The organism is Arenibacter certesii DSM 19833, assembly GCF_000429545.1.
Taxonomy (GTDB): Bacteria; Bacteroidota; Bacteroidia; order Flavobacteriales; family Flavobacteriaceae; genus Arenibacter; species Arenibacter certesii.
The window spans coordinates 20,667-43,112 of the sequence record NZ_AUCB01000011.1 but is presented as its reverse complement, the minus strand read 5'-3'; the positions used below and the strand labels follow the sequence as shown (position 1 = coordinate 43,112).

At 37.2% G+C, this 22,446-nt stretch carries 12 protein-coding genes; 2 read left to right on the top strand and 10 right to left on the bottom strand.

The window, feature by feature from the left end; all coding sequences use genetic code 11:
• Window positions 1-240: 240 nt before the first annotated feature.
• The gene (locus tag G466_RS0106755; protein WP_026812978.1) at window positions 241-1,980 is read right to left on the bottom strand and encodes a RagB/SusD family nutrient uptake outer membrane protein; all 1,740 of its coding nucleotides are present in this window, start codon (window positions 1,978-1,980) and stop codon (window positions 241-243) included.
• Window positions 1,981-1,992: 12 nt separating this feature from the next.
• Complete coding sequence (locus G466_RS21570; RefSeq protein ID WP_084418759.1) at window positions 1,993-5,106, bottom strand: SusC/RagA family TonB-linked outer membrane protein; 3,114 nt, start codon at window positions 5,104-5,106, stop codon at window positions 1,993-1,995.
• A gap of 252 nt (window positions 5,107-5,358) precedes the next feature.
• Between G466_RS21570 and G466_RS0106745 the strand changes: the two genes are divergently transcribed.
• On the top strand, window positions 5,359-8,343 hold the full coding sequence (locus G466_RS0106745; RefSeq protein ID WP_026812977.1) for a ligand-binding sensor domain-containing protein: 2,985 nt from the start codon (window positions 5,359-5,361) through the stop codon (window positions 8,341-8,343).
• Between the two features lies 1 nt (window position 8,344).
• Here the strand turns inward: G466_RS0106745 and G466_RS0106740 are convergent, their stop codons facing one another.
• Both G466_RS0106740 and G466_RS0106730 read right to left on the bottom strand, forming a co-directional pair.
• Complete coding sequence (locus G466_RS0106740) at window positions 8,345-10,957, bottom strand: sodium:solute symporter family transporter (RefSeq protein ID WP_026812976.1); 2,613 nt, start codon at window positions 10,955-10,957, stop codon at window positions 8,345-8,347.
• Between the two features lie 1,124 nt (window positions 10,958-12,081).
• Window positions 12,082-13,248 carry an AGE family epimerase/isomerase gene (locus tag G466_RS0106730; protein ID WP_026812975.1) on the bottom strand — a complete coding sequence of 389 codons (1,167 nt, stop codon included), beginning with the start codon at window positions 13,246-13,248 and terminating at the stop codon, window positions 12,082-12,084.
• A gap of 176 nt (window positions 13,249-13,424) precedes the next feature.
• On the opposite strand from G466_RS0106730, the gene G466_RS0106725 reads away from it, so the two are divergent.
• Complete coding sequence (locus G466_RS0106725) at window positions 13,425-14,144, top strand: FadR/GntR family transcriptional regulator (RefSeq protein ID WP_026812974.1); 720 nt, start codon at window positions 13,425-13,427, stop codon at window positions 14,142-14,144.
• Between the two features lie 54 nt (window positions 14,145-14,198).
• Here G466_RS0106725 and G466_RS0106720 read toward each other — a convergent pair whose 3' ends face one another.
• The 6 genes from G466_RS0106720 to G466_RS0106695 all read right to left on the bottom strand — a co-directional run bounded on the left by G466_RS0106720 (window position 14,199) and on the right by G466_RS0106695 (window position 22,070).
• Window positions 14,199-15,335, bottom strand: a complete 1,137-nt coding sequence (locus G466_RS0106720; protein WP_034234891.1) for a sialidase family protein — start codon at window positions 15,333-15,335, stop codon at window positions 14,199-14,201.
• Window positions 15,336-15,394: 59 nt separating this feature from the next.
• Window positions 15,395-16,171 (bottom strand): creatininase family protein, encoded by a 777-nt coding sequence (locus G466_RS0106715; protein ID WP_034234888.1) that lies wholly within the window; start codon window positions 16,169-16,171, stop codon window positions 15,395-15,397.
• Window positions 16,172-16,262: 91 nt separating this feature from the next.
• Entirely contained in the window at window positions 16,263-16,916 is a 654-nt protein-coding gene (locus tag G466_RS0106710) for a GDSL-type esterase/lipase family protein (RefSeq protein ID WP_026812971.1), read from the bottom strand.
• 13 nt (window positions 16,917-16,929) lie between these two features.
• Window positions 16,930-18,981: a family 20 glycosylhydrolase gene (locus G466_RS0106705; RefSeq protein WP_026812970.1), complete on the bottom strand. Its 2,052-nt coding sequence runs from the start codon at window positions 18,979-18,981 to the stop codon at window positions 16,930-16,932.
• Between the two features lie 45 nt (window positions 18,982-19,026).
• On the bottom strand, window positions 19,027-21,096 hold the full coding sequence (locus G466_RS0106700; RefSeq protein ID WP_169720738.1) for a GDSL-type esterase/lipase family protein: 2,070 nt from the start codon (window positions 21,094-21,096) through the stop codon (window positions 19,027-19,029).
• Window positions 21,097-21,167: 71 nt separating this feature from the next.
• Window positions 21,168-22,070, bottom strand: coding sequence for a dihydrodipicolinate synthase family protein (locus G466_RS0106695; protein ID WP_026812968.1), 903 nt, complete (start codon window positions 22,068-22,070; stop codon window positions 21,168-21,170).
• Window positions 22,071-22,446 lie beyond the last annotated feature (376 nt).

Here is a 22,446-nt window from a genome sequence, read left to right as displayed (position 1 = left end):
TTTAAAATGTATCAAATATAACATGATTTCATAAATACCACACTAACACCTCTGTTGGTTAGAAAATTATAGCTGAGTTATTAAAGTTCATTATTTATGGTAGCTGTAGAAATTATAAAACGATCCTAGTTCTCCTAGGTAAGTCACTATTTGGTAAAAAAATCCCGCAAGACAAAAGATGTCAAGCGGGAAATTTAAGTTACAACTAACTAATATGATTTTCCAGTTATAGAATATAGTCTATTCCCAACCAGGATTTTGCGTTACTACACCACCAGTTAGCACAATTTGCTCCGACGGGATAGCTGATAAATAGTCCCTATTAGGATTAAAACCAAACCCAGTTGGTAATGCATTGATATATGGATCAATATAACCTTCGTCATTTACAAGGATAGAACTTCCTATCAAGTCTGCAAATTCAGATTCCATATCACTGCCAACAATTTTGAAACCTTGGTGTCTTTTACCTATAATAAGGTGATCCGCTTTCCAACGCATAAGATCATCAAAACGCTTACCTTCCAAAGCCATTTCCACTCTACGCTCTCTTCTTATCTCATTAATAAGATCACTTAGCTCGGGAAATGCTTTATTGGGATCAGCAACAGGTGTCAGAGTAAGTGACGGCATTCCAACACGGGCCCTTAGCAAGTTAACGGTGTTGTCTAAATCTGCTTGAGTTAAAGTTCCTAATTCTGCTTTAGCTTCCGCATAGTTTAAAAGTACTTCGGCATATCTGTAGATAATAGCTCCAATGGTACTTTCTGTTCTTTGAGCTTCATCTGTGCTACCTCCTTTATAAATTTGATATCCAGTGGTAGAAACTACCTCGTTATTTTCTCTAAAGGTTGGATAATCAAAGAATATATCAGGATTACCGGCTCTTTCAGTGATAAGATCTCCAGGGGTTGCAATAGTTTGGGCTAACCTTGGATCTCTATTTACCACGATATCAGAAAGACTGCTTTCTTGACTAGAACTGTACAAAAGACTTACTCCTATAGGCAGGCCGTCTATACTTAAGTACGAATCTACCAAAGATTTTGTAACCCCAGTACCTGCTCCATTTTGTGGAATATAGTGACCTACTCTATGGTCTACCCCTTCGGAAGTATCGTATTTTTTCCAGAACATCACTTCAGAAACTCCGGAATAATCAACTTTATTGAATAGACTCCAATAGGTGTTCTCTTCTCCGTTGTTGTAAAGCGTATAATTACCTTCATTTATCAATGTTTCGGCAGCATCTGCAGCCCATTGCAAAAACTTGGTGCTTTCATTGGTAGGAGCTGCAAATGGAGTTCCTTCATGGTATTTCTCCCAAGTCCCTTCGTAAAGCGCTACATTAGATTTTAACGCCAAAGCCATTCCTCTATGCACTCTAAAAGCCTCAGTAGATGCTTTGGGTTGTAAACCAGCAATAGCCCTATCCAGGTCCTCGATAATTTTAGTGGCCAATTCGTTTCTTGGTATTCTAGCTGACATCAATTCTGGAGAATCGGTATTTAAAACCTTATCTATATAAGGTACTCCTCCAAATTTTTGTAATAACTCAAAGTAAAACATCGCTCTAAAAAAATAGGCCTCACCGTTGTAAGCATTAATAAGGTCATCTGGACCTTCCGCAGTTGCACTGTTTTCTAGGTAATAATTTACATTCCTAATGTTGCTGTAATTTCCATTCCACGTACCATCGGAAGTAGGCGCGGTGTTATTACTACCAACAAATCTAGTGTTGATGCTAACATCTGCCAAATTATCACTGTTATTGTCGAATTCGAAAATTCCACCATTCCATCCGTTATGCACTGGGAATGTAGTGTAAAATTGATTTAGGAACAACGCCAAGTCATTGGGTGTTTTCCAATATTGCTCTGGAGAAATTTCATCCTCCGGAAGCTTATCTAACAAATCATCGCTACAGGACATCGCAAAAATCCCAAGCAGCAAAAATGTAATGTATCTAATATTTTTCATCTTAATTTATATTTAAAATTGTACGTTCAATCCCATTGAGTAGGATTTTTGTAGCGGATAAATTTTACCGTTCCCCCAGTATCCTCCAGTAGCTTCAGGATCAAATATTCCTGAGATATCTGAAAGGGTAATTAAGTTCTCACCGGTTACGAAGACTCTAAGTTTTTTCAACCCAAGAGACTCAAGAATATCAGACTGGAAATTATATCCTAAGCTTATATTCTTTAAGCGCATATAGGCAGCATTCTGTAAATATCTTGTTTGTACTTGCTGGTTTCTCCAAGTAGAACGGAAAGTTGGTCTAGGGAAAAATCCACCAGGATTATCTTCTGACCAGTAATTAAGGTGCTCTTTCATCCCTGCAGACTGCCAAAGGTTACCAACTGCTCCAAAAGTATAGGCATCACCAGTCCACACATCTCTCTTTGCAACTCCTTGCCATAACATGGAGAAATCGAACCCTTTATAATCTAGTCCTGCATTAAATCCAAAACTATATCTTGGAGTAGAGTTCCCTATTATTTTTCTATCACCTGGCTTATCAGTAGTAGAATCGCCATAATCTATCTTTCCATCTCCGTTGATGTCTTTATACTGTACATCCCCAGGGAACCAAACACCACCATAAACCGGAGTTTGATCTGGTCCATTGTCAATTTCAGCTTGATTCTGATATAATCCTACCGTCTCAAAGCCCCAGATTTCTCCTAATTTTTGACCAGCTCTATAGGTATTCAATAAATTGTTTGGGTTTGAATACTCCGTTACCGTAGTTACTGCATCCGAAAGTACTAACCCCACATTATAGTTTACATCCCCTATCATGTCTTTCCATGATACGTTAAAATCAAAACCTTTGGTCTCTAGGTTTGCATTGTTAGATTGTGGTGCATTGGTACCTAGCACTGCTGGAAGGCGTTCTGCAGGACCAAACATATCTTTTGTGGTCCTTATAAAATATTCGAACGAGAACTGTAAGCGATTGTTAAGTGCCGCTATATCCAAACCATAGTTATCTGTAGATACCGTTTCCCATGTAATATCAGGGCTAATAATACCAGGAGTTAACGTATAATTAGGTCTTCCGTTGTTACCCAACCACCATAAGTTGGTTCTAATTGGCATACGACCAATATATAGATAATTAGGTACGTTCTGATTACCTATACTACCTGTTGAATAACGAAATTTGAACATGCTGATCTGGTCTATACCCCAGAAATTTTCCTTTGCAACGTTATACCCTGCCGATACGGATGGGAAGAAATCCCAACGACTATCCGAAGCAAAACGTGAAGAGGCGTCATAACGACCATTTACTTCAAAAAGATATTTCTCCTTATAGTTATAGGTAAATCTACCAAAATATCCTTGAGTCGCGAAAGATCCTGCTGAATCACTAACATTGTCTTCACCTACTCCAGTTGAAATAGAAGGTACTCCGTCAGTGATAAGATCATTTTTAGATCCATATATACTAGTATATTTAGTTTCCTCTTGTTGGTATCCAACTAAAGCTGCAAAATTATGTACATCGTTTATGGATTTATCATAGGAAACCACCAAGTTAGGAGACAAATATGTTCTCTCACTAGCGTTTCTAGAAAAACCGTTGTTACTTCTTATAAATCTTTCTTCACCATCTGGTTCCAAAACAGATACTTTAGCATTGTGATTGCCATAGCTATAGTGATTAGTGGTATACAGTAAACTTGGCTTGATTTTTAAATCTTTAATAGGCTCTATAACCAAGTTTACAGATCCATCCATGCTTTGATCTATATTTTTATAGCGACCACCTTGCAAAAGAAAAGGAATCTCAGAACCATCGCTATAGCTGCCATTGGGCATAACTACCCCATTGGTAGGCCATCTTCTAGCAATGTTATGCAAATACAAACCTCTGTCATAACTAGGACGATCAGTTTCAGCTCTTGACAATCTTAAGTTAGCATCAAAAGTTAACCAATCATTAATTTTACTTGAAACTTTGGAATTAAAGGTATAACGCTTATAAGAATCATCTCCATAATTCATGATTCCTGGAGCGTCAAGTATCGAACCAGAAACATTATAGGCAATCCCTTTTTGTTTACCAGAAAAGCTAAGGTTATGTTGTTGACGGAATACAATCCCCTTATACATTTCCTTAAACCAATCTGTATTGGCGTTAGATCCGGTATATTGTTGCCAACGGGTACCGTCCGGATTAGGAACCGTTACCGGAGTATTTTCGGGATCTGCTAAATAAGCCTTAATACGGCCCATAACTTCATCCGAGAACACAGCACCACTACCACCATTTGTAGCAGCAAGGTTAAAATAATTGGCGAACTCCAAAGAGTTCATCATATTTGGTGTATTTAAGGGAGAAGAGTAGATAAAATTATTGGAATAGGTAAACTTATTACCATCCAATGCTTCACCACTTTTTGTTTTTACGATAATTACTCCAAAAGCCGCTCTAGAACCATATATAGCAGAAGAAGCTGCATCCTTAAGAACTGAAACGCTCTCAATGTCGTTTGGGTTGATATTGTTTAGATCCGATGGATTATCCAATGGAATATCATCTACAATTACCAATGGGGAACCTGTTCCTTGAAGGTTTCCTACCCCACGAATACTCATATTCATGTTTGCTCCAGGCTCACCCCCTGAGTTTCCAACAGTTAGTAAAAGACCGGGTGCTGCACCTTGTAACGCCTGCATAACATTGTTTACAGGACGACTTTCCAATTGCTCAGCTGCAATGGTACTTACCGATCCGGTTAGGTTTTCCTTTTTCTGAGTACCATAACCTACTAATACAACCTCTCCCAGCTCCTCGGCTTGGGACTCCATACTAATTCGTAATTGGGTTTGTCCATTCACCTTAACAGCAGTAGGTGCGTAACCCAAATAACTTACTTCTAATGTAGCGTTACTTGACACTTTGATTTCGAATTCCCCATCAAAATCGGTAACTACACCATTACCAGTGCCTTTTTCAACTACACTAGCTCCCGGAATGAGCTCTCCTGTCTCCGCATCCGAAACCGTTCCGTTTACGGTAATCGCGGGCTGCTGTGCAAATAAGTGCATCTGCACCATTAACAAGCAGCAAAAAATTGCAATTTTCTTCATTTGAATTGTTTAGGTTAAATAATTTAGAGACTTAGATTAATTCTTAATCCAAGCCTACATTTATAGGATGCGAAACTAAATTATATTAACAGAAAATTAAGATAGTATGGGTATAATTTTAGGTTACATTAGATTACAAATAGGTTACATTTTAGTAACTTTTTATTAATATATATCTTCATAAAATCCTTTTAACCAATATATTTAAGGGCGTATACTCTATATTTGCCCAGAATTAAGAGAAGTGAACCTATGTATAAAGTTAAGTTAACAGTCCCCTTACTATTTGTACTGTTTTGTATAAACGGCTTTACTCAAGACCGCATCATTCAGTTTCAAAAAATTACATTTGAAGATGGTATTTCGGATAATAGAATAAACAATATTATACAAGATAAGGAAGGTTTTATTTGGTTTGTGACTCCATTAGGTATCGACAAATATGATGGCCAAAAATTTAAAACCTATCTTCTTCCTAATGAAAATGATCAGGCAAATGACTTACTACAAGATAGTACCGGTATAATATGGGCCGCTACATCTAGTGGTCTATTTTATTTTGATGTGGAAAAAGACTGTTTTGAAAGGTTTTCTTCTTCGGATCAATCCATTAATAACAGCATTAATGGATATATTATCAGTCTAATGGAAGCTAATAATGGGACACTTTGGTGTACTAATGCAAATAGTGAAATTATGGCACTTAGCCCTAACTCCAATAATGAAACAATTATTCATAAAATGCCTTTAGGGGAATCGGAAAATAGCATTAGTAATGGTACTGATCTTTTCCAAGATGAAAATGGCGTTATTTGGATAAGCACTAGTCGTGGGGATGTTTTTAAATATCAGGAATCAACATTTTCACAGATTAATCTGCAAAACAACGACATTTATATTAATGCTATATCCAAGGATCAAGAAGGTCACTTATGGATAGGGACTAATGGTAATGGATTGTTTAGGTACAATACCAAAGACAGTACATCTGTACATTATACTACTTCTAATAATACCAGAATGAACAGTATTTCTAACAATTTTATCTTGGATCTGTTAGTAGACAAAGACAATAATGTATGGATAGGTACTGATGGTGGAGGGCTAAACCTATATCAACAAGATGAAAACAAGTTTTTCGCTTTTAAGCAAAATACCTATACTAACTACCCCATAGCGGACAATTCTATACTGAGCATATTTCAAGGATCGAACAATATAATGTGGGTGGGTACTGTGCATGGTGGTGCCAGCTACTTTAAAAATCATATCACTATAAGTCATATTCCCCCTTCTAAATTGGCCTTTGATCAAATAGATGAACAAGGCTCTCAACTATTGGAAGCCAGCAATGGGGATATTTGGATTACCGCTGGCAGAAATGGGTTGAGACGATATAATCCACAAAATGGAAAGGTTACGGTTTTTATTGACACCCCTGCTAAAGATGATGATCTAAGCGGTAACAATATAATATCACTACTTGAAGACGATCAGGAAAGAATCTGGATTGGAACTTACCGTGGAGGTTTAAATATTTTCGATACTAAGAATAATACTTTTCTCCATGCAGAAAATCGATTTGAAGCCAAGGCAATCTTTGCCATTGAAAAAAACAACTATGGAGAAGTATGGGTAGGTACAAGTTCCGGCATTTATATCTATGATTCGGATTTAAAAGTTGTTCGGACAATAAATACAGATAATACAAACAACCTAAACGCAAACTTCATTACGGCTCTTTATAATGACATAAAGGGGGAAATGTGGGTAGGAACCAACTTAGGGTTAAACGTTTTTAAGTCAGATACGGTATTGTCCTATACATCCGATAAAACTACCCCCCATTCCCTTAGTGGTAATCGTATTAGATCCATAACCGAAGACGAGGACCTTTCCCTATTAATAGGAACATATGGTCACGGTCTAAATAGGTACGATAGAAGTAATAACAAATTCACGCGAATAGGGAAGGAAGAAGGTATGGAAGCCAATATTATTGGGGATGTATTTTTAGACCGTGATAAAAATATATGGTGCAGCACTAATTTAGGACTCAGCAAAATTAAACGAAATGGTACCGTAGAAAACTTTGGCTTACGATATGGAGTTCACTCCTACAGAGGCGGAAGTGCCATTATAACCAAAAGCAATCATATACTAATGGGAGGACGACTAGGATTATCTTATTTTAAAGCATCTGAGCTTAATGAAAATAATACAGGTACTCCTAAAGTGTTTTTTACATCTGGCACTATTTTAGGTGGAAACGGCACAAGAGATTTAATTATAGATTCTAAAGGAAACAACCATATAACGCTAACCCCTGATGACAATATCCTATCTATAAATTACTCAAGTTCTGATTATTGGAACCCTAAAAAAAATAACTATGCCTATAAACTGGAAGGCTTAAATGACGACTGGCAAATAATTGGCAATCAGCAAGCGCTTACTTTTTCCAATTTAAAACCTGGCACCTATTCTTTGAAAGTCAATTCTGCCAAAAATATTGATAAGGATGATTCCTCGCTTGCTTCAATTGGGATTACCGTACTCCCCACCTTTTGGCAAAAAACATGGATAAGAATTTTAAGTGTTTTAGTGGGTTTTTTACTAGTGTTATCGTTTATTAAACTGCGATTATCCGCCATAAAAAAACAACAGGAACGATTAGAATCATTGGTAGCTTCTAAAACTGAAGAGGTCAAAAACCAGCAAGAAAAGGTCCATCAAAGTGAGATAGCTCTTTTACAGGCGGAAAAGGATAACCAAGAATTGACACAAAAGAAGCTAATTGAAGAGCTGAATTTTAAAACTGAAGAACTTACCAATTACACCCTTAGAACCGTTCATAAGAACCACTTGTTATCAGAAATTAAGAGCAACCTACTAAAAGAAACCAAAGAGACCACTCCCAAAAAGCGGAATCTAGAAAAGATTATCGACCTAATTGATGATAGCTTAATGCTGGATGAGGATTGGGAAAACTTCTATAATCTTTTTAATCAGATTCATACCACATTCATTAAGGATCTAAAAAACAATTGTCCACATCTTACCGATAGAGAATTACGGTTGTGTGCACTAATTAAATTAAATTTTAATTCCCAGCATATTGCGACTCTATTTGGCATCTCTCTGAGTTCCGTAAAGGTGGCACGTCACCGATTACGGAAAAAACTAAATATTTCCGAAAACGAAAGTTATGAGGATTTTTTCAGTAAACTAACCTAATTTATTCCTGTGATTTTTTGTCTTTAAAAAATAAACTGAACATATACCCAAAACCAAAACAAGAGGCCACTCCAACAAAAGAATACATTAAAAAGTTAATGGAAGTATACACGCTAATATACCATAACAAAATAGCACTAACTACCAAACCTAGCAGTGTTCCAGTACTGTTTGCGCGTTTGGTTAGCATTCCCAATAGGAACATGCCACCCAAGCCACCGGTAAACAAACCTAAGAATCTATAAAATTGATCCCAAAGCGATTTTATATTGGAATTGGCCATCCATAACGCTAAAAGCACCCCAAAGATTCCCACAATGACGGTGACTATACGTGCAATTTTTAGCATACCTATGTCACTCAATTTTGGATTATAACGCTTGTAAAGGTCATTACAAAAAGCGGTAGAGACCGAATTTAAACTACTACTTATACTAGACATAGCAGCAGAAAAAATTCCTGCTATCAATAATCCAGACACCCCCACAGGCAGCTCCTTAACAATATACCAGGGAAATAGAGAGTCGTTATTGGAAATTGCAGGTGAGAGCCTTTCTGGCCTTTCTGTATAAAATATAAATAGGAGCGTACCGATACCGAAAAATATTATTGTTGCAGGAAGCGTTAACAAGGCATTGGTATACAACGTTTTTTGGGAGTCTTTTATACTTGAACTCGTTAAATACCGCTGCACAATGGTCTGATCTGTTCCTTGGGTAACCATAGCCGAAGCCAAGCCCCCTATAAACACCACCCAAAAAGTAGAATCGGTAAAATTAAAATCGAAGTTTATAATATGAAATTTTTCCTTTTCTGATGCGTAGGCAATCATTTCATTTACAGGGGTATCTGTATGCAGAAGAATCCATACTATTGCCACAATACTTCCCCCCATTAATACTACAACCTGCAGCACATCAGTCCAAATTACAGCCTCTATCCCACCAAATGCAGTATAAACAACACATAATAGTCCCATTAATAGAATACACGTCTCAACAGAAATACCGGTAACTATGGAAATTGCTAAGGATGGCAATAATAACACAATCCCTATTCGCCCTAATTGAAATAAAATAAAGGAAATACTACCAATGGCCCTAGCCAAATAATTGAAGCGATTTTCTAAATATTCATAGGCCGTGGATATATGCATTCTATTGAAAAATGGAATAAACAAGAAGGCAATCAGTGGAGTAATGGCAATTGCTGCAATATTCAACAGAAAGAACGACCAGTCCGTAATAAAAGCTTTCGCGGGGATGGCCATAAAGGTAATGGCACTTAATAAAGTACCAAAGACACTTAGTCCAGAGGCCCACCAAGGAATACGCCCCCCACCTACAAAGTAATCCTCCGTAGACTTCTGTTTTCTGGCAAAATAGACTCCTATCAATAACGAAATTAAAAGATACAGCCCCAGAACTGCATAGTTTAACGCTCCAAAGGAATGATCAGGCTCATCCACGCTGATGCTATACACCTCAGGGGTTCTAATACCTGGAGAAATTTCTCCGGACACAATTAGAAATTCATTATCCTTTTTAATACCTAAGGTAGTAACGGGTAGCTTTACATTAAGGGTATCATACACATACCATTTATCTGTAATGGAATTAAATGCTAGAACCTCGTGGCTAAAACCAGAATGAGTATTTAATATCTCATCTCGTTTTGCGATTAACTTTTTGGCAATACTATCATTTTTAGCTTGGTTTATCTTTTGCCCTAAAGTTTCTAATTGGGTAAATAAGACGTCATCTGATCCTCCATAAAGTAATACGTGCATAGAGCCCATAGGTTCTGCCACAGCTCCCATTAAAACCCTAGGCTTGCCATTTACTTTTAGATCTCCTTTATTAATCCAATGTTTTTTATTGAGGTCGTAGGAAAGGTATTCCGTAAGAGGAGTAGAAATACTTCCCTTAGTTTGATTTCTACCACCTATTAAAAAAATGTTTCTTGAATGTGAGGTTTCTTGCACCACCATTGCCTGAAGGGCGCGTGGCTCTCCAGGGAAATCCTCCAATTTCTCCCAGGATGTTTTTTCCTTTAAATTTAAACGATAAAAGGAATTGCTGCTTTTATCCGCATTCATCCCCCCTGCCACATAGACATAGTCCTCTTCCAACACCGCCGAGGTATAAGCCAACGGTTCAGGCAATTCTGGATAGGATATAATTTCAATATCCTTTTTAGATTGATTATAGGATAATAAAAATACACTATTACTAACTTGGTCTTGGTTATCTCCCCCAATAATTAGCACTCCCTTATCCGTAGAAACAGATGCCCCATATCCTAAAGGTGTGGGCAAAGTTTCAGAGGATAACCTCCAGCTATCCTTTTCTAAAATATAAATAGCATTGTGCCATATTTTTGCTCCACCTTCCCATGGTAGTCCTGTAGGGAAATTTGCTCCTCCAGCAACGATCACCATGCCATTGTGAATACCACCCATCATTCCTGCAAACCCTAAGGATTTAGCACCTGCTTCAACAGCTGGTAGGGCTGGTAGATTGGATACCCTTATTTTGGATTCTTCTTGCCCATATAGACCAATAGAAAACAAAATAAGCAATATTATGAGCGAGGGAACTTTACGAATTTTCATTTTGTAACCGTTTTTCTATATTTTAAGAGCCACAAGATAATAAATCAAGTATTATGTATAACATATAAACAGGAATTTATTTTGAAGATAGGCGATTTTGTAAATATGCTAGAAAATCAAGCAGAAATAGACCTTAAAAAATATATTTAAGAGCCTATTGGAAGGTAGATTTTAGAAGACAAGAAAGGCAATTAATTCATCCCTTGCTTAGTACGGTAGACCTTGGATTAGAGGAGCCAGCCTTAGCGATAGCAAAAAAATCTAAACCATTACTTTTTTTTTGGCACTTAGGCCAGAATACCATTAAGAATGATTTACATAAAAGTGAAGGAGTAATAATTCAAGTTAGGATGTAACAAACAAATCTAACTACTATCATCTAACTTAACCTATAAAAAACTGGTTTTATGATGTTTACGTAGATGTGTTTATAATTTAATATTTCAGTTTTTATAGGATAATATCTAAACATATATTGGGTATGCATTATGTTGTTAGTTTTGTATTTGAATCATAAGTGCTTTTTATCAATTTCTCTAACCTACTTGCTTTCATTTAGTTCATTGCTTTCTATTTCCTTTTTAAAGGTATTCATGAACCTCCTTCGTCGGTTTCTTTTGCTCGCCCAAAAGAAACGAAACAAAGAAAAAGGCGCCTTCTCCTATGAATTTTTTCGACACCGAGGTCGAAAAACCATGGGCCAAACTCCGCGTCGCTACGTTCCTTCGCTCCTGATTTCGGAGCTTTGGCCCATTATTCTGAGGATAAGGAATTTTGCTTCGCTATTTAAATAGGATATTATTAAAAAGATACTCAAACTTAAGTTAGCTAAAGTTCGTGTTCTCGAGCGTGCCCGGGGGGGAATGACTCAATACTCACTACTCAATACTCATTTCTCAATTCTCACTACTCAATACTTTGTACTAACTACTTTGTACTTAATACTATATAACAATCCCTCCGTTTTGTTCTTACAAAAAAAAGGCTCCTCCTTGATCTTAAAGGAAAAGCCTTACTTTATGAATTATTGATCCGACTAAGTTAAGTACGAGCAATCGGTCTATAAATTCTCAATACTTAATACTCACTACTTTGTACTCAATTCTCAATACTATATACTTATACTATTTCCTCTCTTTTGCTTCTATGTTTTCAAAGCTCTTCCAACATTGGAACATGGCTCTTGGCACATGGAAACATCCTTTCCACTTCCCTCCTTTTAAGGTCAGTAAAGGTTTTCCTTCCCTATTAAGGTATCCAAACCATTCACCATTATCTGGATCTGAAAAATGAGTCCATGCATAGTCATGCACCTTTTGATACCACTCTCCTATTTCCTTGTTCCCGGTGTGTTCATACGCTTTTGCTAAAGCTACCAAGGTTTCCAAATGCACCCACCATAGTTTTTGATCCCATTCTAACTGCTGTGGGGGTTTTCCCATAGCGTCTAAAAAGTAGAAAATTCCGCCATGTTCCTCATCCCAACTATAATCAAGTATATTTAATATAACCTTGGTAGCCTTTTCTATTAATTCTGTATCGTTTCTCCTAGCTCCTATATCGATCATAAACCACATAGCTTCAATACCATGGCCAGGATTTAATAACCGACCATTAAAACTATCACTGAGCGATCCATCCGGACTTACAAATTCATATATAATACCGGAATCTTTTTGTAAAAAAACATCCATTACTTCGCTTACGCTAAAGTTTATGGTTCTTTCTATTTCCTCATTGTCCAGTACATCTTCTAACTCTAAGACCAAATTAGAAAGAATCATAGGTAAGGAAAACCCTTTTAAAGGTCTTACGTCCGTATTTTTCTCATAAACCCCTTTAGAGTTGTCCTTTTTCTTTAAAATGTTATAGTAAGTCTGTTTTGCTAACTCTCTTACCGCCTCATCTCCTGTAGCCTTTGCATATTGACTAAATGCCATTGCCGCAAAACAATCTGAAAAAATATTATAAGGCTGCACTAATGGCTTTCCCTCTTTGGTTACGGAGAAATAGAAGTTTCCATCCTTGTCCATACCATGCTTCCTGAGAAAATCGATTCCCGATTTTGCAATTTCCAACCACTTTGGATTTTTTTCCACTTGGTTGTACAGCATCGAGAACGTCCAAGCCTGACGCCCTTGTAACCAGATAAACTTATCGTTATCAAACACTTCCCCCTTTTGATCCAAACAGGTAAAATAGCCTCCATGCTCTAAATCTAGGGAATGTTTTTCCCAAAACGGAATTACATCGTTTAGCAGGGAATTTTTATAAAGAGTAGAATTTTTCATAATCAACTTATGTTATACATAATACAAATCTAAAAATAATTCTTATATTAGTTGTGTTCTATTCTAGAAATAGTTGAGAATAGACTGACTTACGGAGTATAATTCAATTACAATGCTATTTTTGCACCTTGAAGTATTGAAATCTTGCTGGTCATGAAAATAAACCAACCAATATTATGAATAATTTTTCAAAAATAGAACCGTTGGAAACTTTATCTCTTACAGATAAAGTAGAAGCGCGTTTGTTACAGTTTATAAAGGAAAACAATTTAAAGGCGGGGGATTCCATCCCTAAGGAAATGGAGTTCGCACAATCATTAGGTGTTAGTCGCACTGTGGTAAGGGAAGCTATTTTACGTTTGCGTACTTTAGGGATAATTGAGTCTAAAAAACATAGGGGAATGATTATCACCAACCCAGATATCATGCATAATTTTGAGCGCATGTTAGACCCCACTCTTTTGGCTACGGGCACACTGAAAAACCTATTTGAATTCCGACTTATTATGGAAATGGGGATGGCCGATTTTCTTTTTGAGCATAAAACTCAAAAGGATATAGATGATTTGGAAAAAATTGTAGTCATGGAAGAAGAGACCAGTTATAACAAGAGCATGTTTTCTTTAGATAAGGAGATTGCATTTCACGGGAAACTCTATGAAATGTCTAACAATACTACTCTCAAAAAATTCCAGGACCTTTTGCTCCCCGTTTTTGAATTTGTACATCAGAGCGAAACCAATCTAAAAGATTATGAATATTCTAGCGGCCAGTTTGTTACCCATAGAATGTTATTGGATAATTTAAAAGTAGGCACACCAGAAACCTTTAGGGTTGCTATGAGAAGGCATTTGGAACCTCATTTCGACAGAATATTTAAAAACAATAAAAAATAGCGGGCAATGCCCGCTATTTTTATCCTTTATATACTGGAGTTAATAACTATAAAATTATTTTCTCTTTCTCTTAGAAGGCTTTTTATACTTATCATCACCGTCAGTCAACCATTTCAAGGAGAAGCTCACATAGGGATTCTTAGTATATCCATCTTGCTCAAAGAATAACCCTATATCTCCATTTTTTAGCACTGTCATTGAAGAGTACGCAGAACCACCAGAATAAATAGTTTTTCCTTGTGTCCAAGTTTCTCCTTCATCATAACTAACACGAACAGTCATATTCATTCTTCCTTTTTCCATTTTTGCATTTGAAAAAAGTAGTCTGTTTTTCTTATAGCCATCTTCAATAGCGGTATATCTAATTATACTAGCATTACACCCAGGATCTATAAGTTCTGGTTCTTCTGTTGTGGTCCAAGTTTTCCCCTCGTCAGTTGATCGGTGCACATAACGCATTCCAGCACCATTTACACGAGCATTAATCATCCAAGTACCGTCAGCAAGTTCAATTACTTTTGACTCATCTGCAGGTTGTATAGGCGTATCTATTAAATACCAAGATTTTCCATGATCATCACTTGCAAATAAATGAAGTCCGCTATTAAGGTTCACCATAGTGTGCAATAATTTCCCGCTTCTGGTCTGGATGCCCCGACCTGAAGTAATAAACTTAAAATCGTTATGCCATTGTTCTTTGGCAATCTGACTGGTAATATCTTCTGGCTGGGTCCATGTTTTTCCATTATCGGCACTTTTAACCACTTGGAAATAGTAAACATCCTTTTCCTTATCCAAGTCCATATAATTATAGAACATAAAAATTTCCTTGGTATCGCGGTCTACTATAAGCGAAGGATCGGAAGCCGACTGTCCATAAGGCAAGTCAACAACAGTTTCTATATCACTCCAAGTCTTCCCATTATCACTACTTCTTCTAATTACAATGTTTATGTCCTTACTAAATTTAAGGTCACCACAACCAGGCACCCGTTCATCAATAGCGGCGATAAGATCGCCGTTAGGGGCTGTAATAATCGCAGGAATCCTAAAACAAGCTACTCCATCTACCTCTTCCGCATTAAATAGGTCTTGATAAACCTTTACCCCATCAGCAATTTTATGCTTCTCCGTTTGCCCTGATAGGACCATGCTGGTACCAAGTAACAGCCCAATAAATACTTTTTTCATTTTACTTTTATTAATTTATAATTACTCTACTATTCTCTAATTTAAGTCTTTATGCTTTATTATTCGTACATATCATTGACGTCCGATTTAGAAAGCGACTCCAAAAACTCCCCTATATTTTTTGCAGAAACCTCAAAAAACTTTTTTCCTTTTTCGGCAGTGGACAATTCCGGATTTCCAACACCGGTATCTTCCGTTACTTGTGTCCACCTACGTTGCGAAGTCACCCAGCCTTCTTTTAAACCTTTTATTTTAAAGGTTTTAGCTGCTCCAGATCCAGCTTCTTTTAAATCCAATACCCATTCTGGAGTTAAGTGCATAACTACCGAAGTTTCCAATTCCCCAGCGTGGTCTCCAGGTTCATCAAAATAAGGTTTAGGATCCGTGTTATTCCACCAGTTTAATGCGCAGACAAACACTTTTGGAAACTCTAAACTTAATTCCCTTATAAATTGTTTAAAGTTATTTCCACCATGCCCATTTACAATAACCAGTTTATCTATGTTCTGTGCATCCAAAACCTGAACCACATCCCTTAAAACCGCATATTCCGTACTAGGGCTCATATTCATACAAAGCTTAACATCCATCTGCCCAGTATTTACCCCAAAAGGTATCGTTGGTAACACCACCACCTTTGCACCATTTCCCCAGGCCTGTTTTGCCGCTTCCATCGCAACATTTTCAGCTATAATATTATCTGTTGCATATGGTAAGTGATAATTATGGGCTTCCGTTGCACCCCATGGTAACACAGCTACCTCGTAATTGGTTTCCTTTACCGATTTCCAATTGTTTTCTGCTAATACGTAAGGTCTGATATTTTGCTTTTTCATAGTTTATACTATTATTATTGATGGTTAGTGAACAAATCCACCCGTTGTTACACAATCTATTTCTTTATACAGTGCCCTCCATAGACCCTATTTATTTTAGATAAGGTCTTAGCACTTTCTTCCATTTTTGATACCCATACTTATTCAAATGCAATCCATCATGAGTATATCTCGCTTTTAATTCTCCTTTTGCGTTTCTAAACTTTTTATGGAGATCAATAAATTTTACATTCATCCTTTTAGAGAGGTCTTTTAACACGCTATTCACGGAGACGATCAATTCCTGATTCTCTTTATGACCCAAGAATTTATCACCTACGGTTGGATTTACAGGAAGGATACTTTGCAAAAATATTGCCGTATTTTTCGATTCCCTTTTTATTTCTTGCACAATGGATGCAACATGGTCTACCACATATGATTCTGTCTTCCCCCTAGCAAGATCATTGGTCCCAATAAGTAGAAATATTTTTTTCGGCTGGGAAGAGGTTACTTCGGATAACCTGTTGAGAATCCCTGCAGTTACATCGCCACTTATTCCTCTATTCACCACGTTTTTATTAGGAAATAATGCATTCCAATCTCCACCTTCGGTAATACTATTCCCTAAAAATATAATTTCGTCTTCAGTATCAGGCGCTGCCTCAAACTGTGCTTTTCGCTTATAATAATGGTCAGAAAATGTTTGTGCTTCTGTACTAAACACCATTAATATAAATCCTATAAAAAAATAAAATCGTTTCATACGCTGATATCATTTAAAAGGAGGCGTCAAACTTTAAGTCGGTTACCTCCCTAACGTCTTTACCAACTATGTGAACTGGCATAACTGTATACATCCATTTCCAAGAGCCACCTCCATGGGGAATTTTCAATAATACCGTATTCCAGCCCTTATTCAATTTTATCATGGTGGGCTCCCTATAAAAATAATCTTCATCCATAAATGGAATCTCATCGGTAGCTACCGCCAATTCCGGCTGTTTCCAAACTGGGGGCAAGATTTCCTCATTGTTCACCCAAATCTTTGGTTCGGTAATATGCCATTGCCCAAGACTAGGTGCGGGACCTCCCCTTCTACCTCCAGATCTAGACCACCCGTAGAACCCTACCCAAAATGCCTGTTCCCTAGTTTCTGGGGAATAAATTTTAGTATGGGCATAGTAGGTGCCCTCTTTGGCGTTCGTGATCGCTGGGAAACCGAAAAAATGCTTTAAATGTATGGTTCCTCCCACAGGACTATCGTCCCACGAATACGCATTACCGTCCACCAAATAAGAAGACACCAGTACCTTTTCAACTGGAAAAGAAGTTGTAAAATCACCCTTATGATCAAAAGGACCTATAACCTTCCATGAGGCGTCTGTTTGCCTTACATAAGGAAATTCTTTATCCCTAAAAAACAAGTCCCTATGCACTAACACTTTGTGTTCAAAATGCTTAAACCTATTAAACTCCTCTGTTCCTTTTGGGGGGAGTTTGGCCCAATACTCTGGATAATTTTTCTCCCTTCCCTTCCAGACAGCATCTGAATAAAAAACCATTGAAGGATAAATTGGATTCTGTTTTAAAATATCACGTTCCTCAGCCACATTATTGTCTGGCCATGCACAAAGTATCCCTCCCAATGCCAAAGAATCTCCAGCAGGTTGTCTACAGGGTTGCTGAAAAAACAGTCGTGCCATCCCAGCAAAAGGATCCAAATGATTAATATAATTAGCTCTAGAATCAATAAATCGGTGTCCCTCACGCACATTATGCTGAGCCCAAAGTTGATTTATAGAGGTTGAATCTTCTTCAATTACAATACCTTCCTTCCAAACTATTAGCTCACGCCCCTTACTTTTTATGTGATTCATTAGGGTAAGAATCATCTCGTCCTCCACATATTCAGGCGCATTCCGTACTTCATCGGTCCCAATATGGATGTATGGCATTTCTTCAGCATCGGCAAGTCCCATCAGCTCATCAAAAAGATCGATAAGAATGGGAATCACCCTTTCTTCCTTCATAGTTTTAATCCCAAAAGCTTTTCTAAAGGCATTGGTATGCCCGGGAATATCGAATTCAGGGATTAAGGTTATTTGACGTTCCTTACAGTAGGCTAATATTTCCTTGAAATCTTCTTGAGAATAGAATTTACCTACGTGCCGGCTAAAAGAGTTATCTGTTTTTAATTCTGGATATAATTTACTTTCCAAACGCCATCCCGGATCATCGGTTAAATGCCAATGAAAAACATTGTATTTGTATTGAGCGAGGATATCTATTTGTTCCTTAAGTTGTTCTATACTTTGGAAATTACGCCCAGTATCGTGCATAAAACCTCGAATCTTAAAGGCTGGCCAGTCTTTTACACCCACCTGAGGCAGGGTAAACTTTTTTCCGTTATTTCTTATCAGTTGTCTTAACGTCTGAAGCCCATAATAAGCACCCTTTACGGTAGGGGCGGTAATAGTTATGTTCTTATCAATTTTAAGGGTATACCCTTCCTCATTGGATTGTTTCTTATCCTGAATTATTTCGATGTTTATATCTTTGGATCCCGTCCCTAGTCCCTCTTTAGTTAAGACAATTTGTGGAACTAGATCTAGCTTTTCAAAATCATTCCTAATAATGCTAATGGATTTAAAAGCCCTTTCTTTCTTTCCGTATTCTACTTCCTGCGGGGTCGGAATTATAGGGTATTTCTTAGCTAGTTTATTAAATTCTATCTGCGCATTAACACTTAAAGAAAATAGTGCTACAACCAAGACCGTTAGTCCTTTATGTACGCTTTTAGAAAATGTATTATTAAAAATAGTTTCCATGAATTTTTTAAGGTTAATTAAAAGATAAGGATTATTTGGGATTTACTAATCTACCAAATTGGAGAAAGTAGACGTAGGGAGACCATGTTTATTAATCAAATTCCCATCAGTATAGGAACTATATCCATACCTAACATATCTTGGTTTCTCAACGCTCTTATTCCACACCTCTAAAACATTATTATTAATTTGGCTCTCTGCCTTTACAAACACTTTATCGGCACCAGCAATTTCTACATCCCGAACAGCCTTCCCATCATTAGTTCTTAAACCGTCTGCATGGGAAAAATGAATTTCCAAAACGCTATTATTTACATTCACATAATCTAATAAAGGTCCTGAATGCGGAATATTAAAGCCATAATTATTTGCTAAAGCAATATTAGACAAACGTTTACCTAACACCCACTTCTCTTTGGGATGCACATCCGTAGGATGCCCCACATCTAAAGACACGGCCATTCCTGTATTGGGAATGGATAACAATCTCCGTTGAGAATCCCTAAATACCCCCCAATTAGGCCTGTTTATACTACCCAACTGTACAAAGTTAAATGCCAGGTTTGGATTATTCCAATGATTACGCCAATCGGAAACCAACATTTTAAACAATTTAGAGTGCAACTCCTCTCGCTCTGCATTGGATTCCCCCTGATACCAGATAACACCTTTTATAGCATAGTCCTTAATAGGGTAAATACCCGCATCAAACAGCATTGTAGGATCAAAAGGGTGTCTGGCTTTTATTCCAAAGTCCTTCATGCTAGCTAAATTTTTTGCTTTTCGCTCGGACACCCATGGCTGTACCAAGGGATTTAGATGGGTATCATTTAGCAAACTAATGGTTTGGTGTGTTGTTTCCATAGCTTCCCTACTAATCCAACTCTGCGTGGTAGAACCACCTACCGCGTTATTTACAATTCCTATGGGTATATTTAGTTCTTTTTGAAGGTTATACGCAAAGGAATAAGCTATAGCTGAAAAATTCGCGATTATAGCACCAGGCTTATTACTCCAACCAGAAGGCTCAAAATAATTTGCTGCATTACTGTTTTGCAACTCTTCTTTTGTAAAGGTATGATTACTGGCATGCGCCTTAGGATCCAATGAAAAAAGGAAAACATTCACATTTAGGGAATCTTTTAAGATAGAAGTCGCGTTTTGCTCATCTTTTACTTTAAAACCCATATTGGACTGACCTGAAGCAAGCCACACTTCGCCTATATAGACTTTAGATATACAAATCTCTCCCGATTTCTTAGACGTTATAGAAAGCTTATAAGGTCCGCCAGCCTCTTTTGCAGGAAATGCTACCTCCCATTGTCCGTGCTTAGTAACATTTGTTCGTATTGTCTCCCCGTTAAAACGTACCGTTATGTTGTCCAAAGCGTTGGCCGTACCATTAATAACCAAGGGTACATTTCTTTGGAAAACCATATTCTCCCCATATAGCAAGGGAAGCTTTAATCCACCGTAATTCCCGCTTATAAAACGAACTATTTTATTGGCGATAATTGTAGCTCCTTCCTTGGCGGGATGAAGATCATCTGCATAATATTCGGGGAAGCGATACAAAGGTTCTTGTAAATCTATCACATCAACACCTGCAAGTACTCCTATTGTGTCGATTTTAGCTTGAATTTCTCGATAATTTTCGCGCATCCCTTCTTCAAACCAATGATGACCTGAAAAGGAAGGGGACATTTTACAGATAATAACTTCAGGTGAAGAAGGAAGGTTTCTATACTCTTGAATTAGGTCTAGATAATCAGAGACAAATTCCTCCTTATGCGCTGGCCAATTATTATTCCCCTGATCGTTAAGACCAAGATGAATAACAACTAGATTGGGCTGAAAGGACTTAGACTCCTTAAAAATAGGAGTATCCCAATAGGGCTTATGCCCCTTTTTAAGAGCCGTTGCCCCTGGATAACCAAAATTAGCCACTTCATAATTATCACCCAACAATTTCTGTAATTGCACAGGATAAGCGTTTCGCTCCCTTTCCGCTACTCGGGTACCATAGGTAACACTATTCCCTACGCAGGCGACTTTTAATTTTTGTCCCTGCATAGAAAAAGTGAGTAAAATGGTAAGCAAATAAAAATATCTCAATATAATACCGTTAAAAACAATTCATCTTCCGCAGGGAGCGAACACTAAACTCGCTAAAGACTTGTATCCCTTTAAATCTTACCCAAGTAAGGTGTTATCCCCAATGCATCTAATTCAGCCTTTGCCTCCTCTATCTGTGCATCGGTAAGAGTAACATGTGGAAATCTACTTGGACCAAGATCTAGACCTAATGCTTTCATAAACGATTTTGCAGCACCGTTAAATCCGCCTTTAGCATTTAGTGTATCCACAAATTTCATGGATTTCTGTTGAAGATCTGCGGCCAACTTATGATCGTTGTTATTAAAAGCCTCTATAATAGCTAAGTATAATGGCGCCAAATGATTATAAGTACTACCTACCCATCCATCTGCACCAAAAGGCAAACTAGAAAGCAATATCTCATCAAATCCAAAAAGGATATTAGCAGAACCATTGTTAAATTCTTTGGAGTACTTATAGTCTATAAGGTTATTGTTAGTAAACTTAATACCTGCCAGGTTTGGAATCTGCGGGGTAGCAAGTTCTAAGAATTCTGCCATATTGAAATTTGCTCCTGTTAGCACAGGAATATGGTAGTAATAGAAAGGAATAGTAGGAGCGCAAGCGGCAATCTCCTTACAATATTCTACCAACTTATTAATATCAGACAATCTAAAGTAATAAGGTGCAAGAGCAGCAATACCATCTACCTTATCTGCAGCGTGCTTAGCCAATTCCTTTGCTTCGTTTAAACTGGTATGCCCAACATGATCTATCACAAAAAGATCAGCCGATTTATTTTCACCCCAGGCTTTGGTAATTTCTTTCCTTTCAGCTACGGACAAAGAAGCAAAGTCACCTGTAGAACCATTTATAAATGCGCCTTTAACCCCATTTCCAATTAGGAATTCCGCGTAATGTGGAACAACCCCCAAATTAAGCGAAGAATCCTGGTGCATTGGAGCATAGGTCGCTGCTATAAGTCCTTTCATATCTATTTGTCAATTATGTTATACATAATACAAACTTAAATAAAGATTTTGAGCTTTACAATTTATATTATTGCGGAAATATAAAAATATTTAAACCCAAAACCGCTAAACTTCACAAGTCTCCATCTGACAAAGTAAAACGAGAATATATTAACGCATTCACATTGTGGGATACAAATTACATCCTTCATCTCAAAATAAACCCCTTAGAAATAAATGAGAAAATTTTGTTAATGTTTATCTTTTCAATATTATTGTATTATGTTATACATAATAACTAATAAAATATTAAACAAAAACAAACTTTTAAAGTATACTGATTGCCGCGTTAGCTATTGCAGCAGCATCCTTTTTTTTAACTTCTGTGTTTTGTAGC

What these genes read in the sequence shown, in the direction of transcription:
- G466_RS0106755 (WP_026812978.1), bottom strand. Translation starts at nt 1,980, where the DNA reads ATGAAAAATATTAGATACATTACATTTTTGCTGCTTGGGATTTTTGCG.
- G466_RS21570 (WP_084418759.1), bottom strand. Translation starts at nt 5,106, where the DNA reads ATGAAGAAAATTGCAATTTTTTGCTGCTTGTTAATGGTGCAGATGCAC.
- G466_RS0106745 (WP_026812977.1), top strand. Translation starts at nt 5,359, where the DNA reads ATGTATAAAGTTAAGTTAACAGTCCCCTTACTATTTGTACTGTTTTGT.
- G466_RS0106740 (WP_026812976.1), bottom strand. Translation starts at nt 10,957, where the DNA reads ATGAAAATTCGTAAAGTTCCCTCGCTCATAATATTGCTTATTTTGTTT.
- G466_RS0106730 (WP_026812975.1), bottom strand. Translation starts at nt 13,248, where the DNA reads ATGAAAAATTCTACTCTTTATAAAAATTCCCTGCTAAACGATGTAATT.
- G466_RS0106725 (WP_026812974.1), top strand. Translation starts at nt 13,425, where the DNA reads ATGAATAATTTTTCAAAAATAGAACCGTTGGAAACTTTATCTCTTACA.
- G466_RS0106720 (WP_034234891.1), bottom strand. Translation starts at nt 15,335, where the DNA reads ATGAAAAAAGTATTTATTGGGCTGTTACTTGGTACCAGCATGGTCCTA.
- G466_RS0106715 (WP_034234888.1), bottom strand. Translation starts at nt 16,171, where the DNA reads ATGAAAAAGCAAAATATCAGACCTTACGTATTAGCAGAAAACAATTGG.
- G466_RS0106710 (WP_026812971.1), bottom strand. Translation starts at nt 16,916, where the DNA reads ATGAAACGATTTTATTTTTTTATAGGATTTATATTAATGGTGTTTAGT.
- G466_RS0106705 (WP_026812970.1), bottom strand. Translation starts at nt 18,981, where the DNA reads ATGGAAACTATTTTTAATAATACATTTTCTAAAAGCGTACATAAAGGA.
- G466_RS0106695 (WP_026812968.1), bottom strand. Translation starts at nt 22,070, where the DNA reads ATGAAAGGACTTATAGCAGCGACCTATGCTCCAATGCACCAGGATTCT.